3 protein-coding genes are annotated in these 3,639 nt (G+C 49.7%); all 3 read left to right on the top strand.

Translation table 11 applies throughout. From position 1 onward, the window contains the following. Positions 1-98 precede the first annotated feature (98 nt). Positions 99-572: a transcription elongation factor GreA gene (gene greA, locus PHF27_RS13830; protein WP_300071305.1), complete on the top strand. Its 474-nt coding sequence runs from the start codon at positions 99-101 to the stop codon at positions 570-572. Positions 573-595: 23 nt separating this feature from the next. Continuing rightward, positions 596-2,101, top strand: a complete 1,506-nt coding sequence (gene lysS / locus PHF27_RS13825) for a lysine--tRNA ligase (protein ID WP_300071302.1) — start codon at positions 596-598, stop codon at positions 2,099-2,101. A gap of 125 nt (positions 2,102-2,226) precedes the next feature. Next, positions 2,227-3,465, top strand: a complete 1,239-nt coding sequence (locus PHF27_RS13820; protein ID WP_300071299.1) for a M20/M25/M40 family metallo-hydrolase — start codon at positions 2,227-2,229, stop codon at positions 3,463-3,465. Positions 3,466-3,639: the final 174 nt, after the last annotated feature.

The following is a 3,639-nucleotide window of genomic DNA, read 5'->3' as shown; positions in this document are numbered from 1 at the left end:
AAGAAGTTTTAAGTGTCAAGGCAAACTTGACACTCTTTCTATTGTTTTGTAGTAATGCCGTTGGTTGAAGCAAGTATAAAACAGAAGGAGCGCGAAACATGGCGGAAAAACAGACCATTCTTACAGAAGAGGGCTTGCGTAAATTAGAAGAAGAACTGGAGTTTCTGAAGACCGAGCGTCGTTCGCAAGTAGCGGAGCGCATTAAGCAGGCTATTGATTTCGGCGATATCAGCGAGAACTCAGAGTATGAAGATGCTAAAAATGAGCAGGCTTTCATTGAAGGAAAAATTGCCGACTTGGAAAAGAAGCTGCGCAATGTAGAGATTATCAAAAAAGGCGATGCCGATGTAGTGACGGTTGGTTCGACGGTATTACTGAAGGACCTAGAAATGGATGATGTGGCCGAATATACAATTGTTGGTTCGACGGAAGCAGATCCCATGGAATTCCGAATTTCCAACGAATCTCCTGTGGGGGCAGCCATTTTAGGGCAGCGCGTCGGGGGAGTTGTGGAAGTGCATGTGCCTGCAGGCGTACTGAAGTATCAGATTATGCAGCTCAACGGCAAGTAAGGAAAAGAAGTGGGGGCAGAGGTATGTCGGAAGGAACGTCAGAACAACAGACAGAACAACAGCAACGGGAAGAACTAAACGAGCAAATGCTGGTGCGTCGGGAAAAGATGAAGCAAGTAGCTGCAAAGGGACTAGAGCCCTTTGGACGTCGTTTTGACCGGTCGCATCAGGCAACGGAAATAGTAGAAGGCTTTGAAGAACTGCAAGGAACAACGGCGCGGGTAGCCGGGCGGGTCATGGGCCTGCGCGGCCATGGCAAGGCCAGCTTTGTGCATATTCAGGATATGTCCGGACGCATTCAGATTTACTTCCGTCAAGATACAGTGGGGGAAGAGGCCTACGAACTATTCCGCCTGCTGGATTTGGGCGATATCATTGGCGTGGAAGGCGAGATTTTTCGTACGAACAAAGGTGAAATTAGCATCAAGGCTAAAAGCTTTTCCTTGCTGTCCAAGGCGTTACGGCCATTGCCTGAGAAATGGCATGGACTAAAAGATGTGGAAACTCGCTATCGCCAGCGTTACTTGGATCTGGTTGTCAATCCGGATGTGCAAAAGACCTTTGTGTTGCGCAGCCGCATTATTCAGTCCTTGCGACGCCAACTAGACGACAAAGGCTTTTTGGAAGTGGAAACCCCGATGATGCATCCCATTCCCGGCGGGGCTACAGCCAAACCGTTCGTGACGCATCACAATGCGCTAGACATGAAGCTGTATATGCGCATTGCGCCGGAATTGTATTTAAAGCGATTGATTGTCGGCGGCTTTGACAAGGTTTATGAATTGGGCCGGATGTTTCGGAATGAAGGCATTTCTATTAAGCATAATCCGGAGTTTACCATGGTGGAGTTGTATCAAGCGTATGCCGATTATGAAGATGTGATGCGTCTGACCGAAGAAGTCATTGCCGGCATTGCGCAACAGGTATTGGGAACGACTAAAATCGTGTACCAGGATCAAGAAATCGACTTGACTCCTCCGTGGAATCGCATGACGATGCCGGAAGCGGTGTTGAAAATTGGCGGCGTTGATTTTAACCAGGTGAAGACCTTAGAAGAAGCGCGCCGTTTGGCAGATGCCCATAACATACCATACGAAGCCAAGGATGGTATTGGCGGTATTTTAAATAACGCCTTTGAGGAATTGGTGGAAGAGCATTTAATTCAGCCTACGTTTATTACAGGACACCCAACGGAAATTTCGCCGCTGGCTAAGCGTAATAAAAACAATCCGGAAATTACGGATCGTTTTGAAGCGTTTATCTTTGGGCGTGAAATGGCCAATGGCTTTTCCGAACTTAACGATCCCATTGACCAGGAAGGACGCTTTATGGCCCAGGTGGCGCAGCGTGAATCCGGTGATGACGAGGCGCATATGATGGACCGTGACTATGTAACCGCGTTGGAATATGGTTTGCCGCCTACAGGCGGCCTGGGCATCGGCATTGACCGTCTGGTAATGCTGCTGACCAACAGCCACTCTATCCGCGATGTTTTGTTATTCCCGCATATGCGGCAGGCCCAAGACTAATAGCAGCCCCTGCTTTCGTGAACGAAAGCAGGGGCTTGTTCTTTTGAGGAGGACTTTTTTGCAAGGCGTCGAATGTGTAGAAAAAGAAATAAGGCTGTAAAGCGCCTGGGAAAGGTGGCCGGTTTATGATTGTAGGGAGCCGCGTTAAAGAAGTTTTGCAGGAACGCAGGGAAGCGTTCATTCGGGACTTGGAAATTTGGACTAACATTGATTCGGATACGGGAAATCTTGCGGGGAGCCGCCAAATTGCGGCGCTCTTGGCGCAGCGGGTAGCCAAACTGGGCGGACGAATGGAAGAACGGGCTAATGAACGAGGCGTGCACGTTATTGCTCGCTTTCCTGGGAAGGGAACTCTTAAAGCGTTGCTTGTAGTGCACACCGATACCGTGCTCAACACGGAAGAGGGGCGGTATCCTTTTCAGCTAGGAGAGGACGGCATTGCTTACGGGCCAGGAGCAGGCGACTGTAAGGCGTCGGCATTGCAGATGCTGTATGCAGTAGAAGTATTTCAGGCGCTTGAGGAAAAACCATATGGCGAACTGATTGTCTATTTTGATGCGGAAGAGGAAACCGGCTCGCCTGATGAGTTTGCCTTTGCGCAGGAACTGGCGCAACAGGTAGATGTTGCCATCATTGCTGACACGGGTCGTCCTAATTGGGGGATTGTAACCAAGCGCAAAGGGAACGCACGCTATACTTTCCGCGTAAAAGGCATTGGCGGACATGCTGGCAATTCGCCGCAGGCGGCTGGCAACGCGGTTATGGAGCTGGGGCATTTGCTGCAGGGCCTCTATGAGCTTGCCAGTCCGCTGCCTCAAGATCCGGAAAACTACAGTACGGCGGCGTTGAAGAAACGCAAGGTAGCTGACCACGGCCAGTTTATTCCTCCAAACAGTATTAATGCAGCCGTCGTGGGGACGCCGAATGAAAAGGTTAATGTCATTCCTGATGAAGCCTGGTTGAAGGTGGAAGTGCGCTGTTATGAGCAAAGCGAGCTGGAGCGCCTTGATCAGGCTATCCGTGATTTGGCGGCTAAGCCGCAAGTGGCGGGAACGACTGTGACTGTTGAGGGCGGCTTTGTGAAGCCGCCAATGGAGAAAACAGCTGCAGTGGAAGAAATGGTGCAGCTTTATAAAGCGATTGTGAAGCGCGAATTTGACGCAGATGTGGTGGAATGGATTGCAGGAGGCATGACCATTGGCAATGTGACGGCTTCCTTTACACCAACCATTGACGCGCTGGGGATTGACTGTGATCCGCTTTTAGAGCATACGCGTAAAGAAGAAGTGGATCTAAAGGCCTTTGTACCGCGCACGACAGCATTAGTGCTTTTGCTGGCAGAGTTGAGCGCTAAACACTCTTAAAAACCAGCAGACGTTTTAGGAAACGTCTGCTGGTTTTCCTTTTTTTATTATGCGCTTCAGCGTGTTGACGACGGAACGTCGGAAACAAAAAACCACCCGTTAAACGGGTGGAGATAAAAAGTTAAACAAAAAGAAATTCACCAGCTGCTATACTGATGAGTGTTCAAGCCATCA

The sequence above is a fragment of the Anaeromusa sp. genome (assembly GCF_028691475.1).
Classification (GTDB): domain Bacteria; phylum Bacillota; class Negativicutes; order Anaeromusales; family Anaeromusaceae; genus Anaeromusa.
Note: the sequence above shows the minus strand (reverse complement) of the source record. Positions and strands in the feature narration are given on the sequence as shown.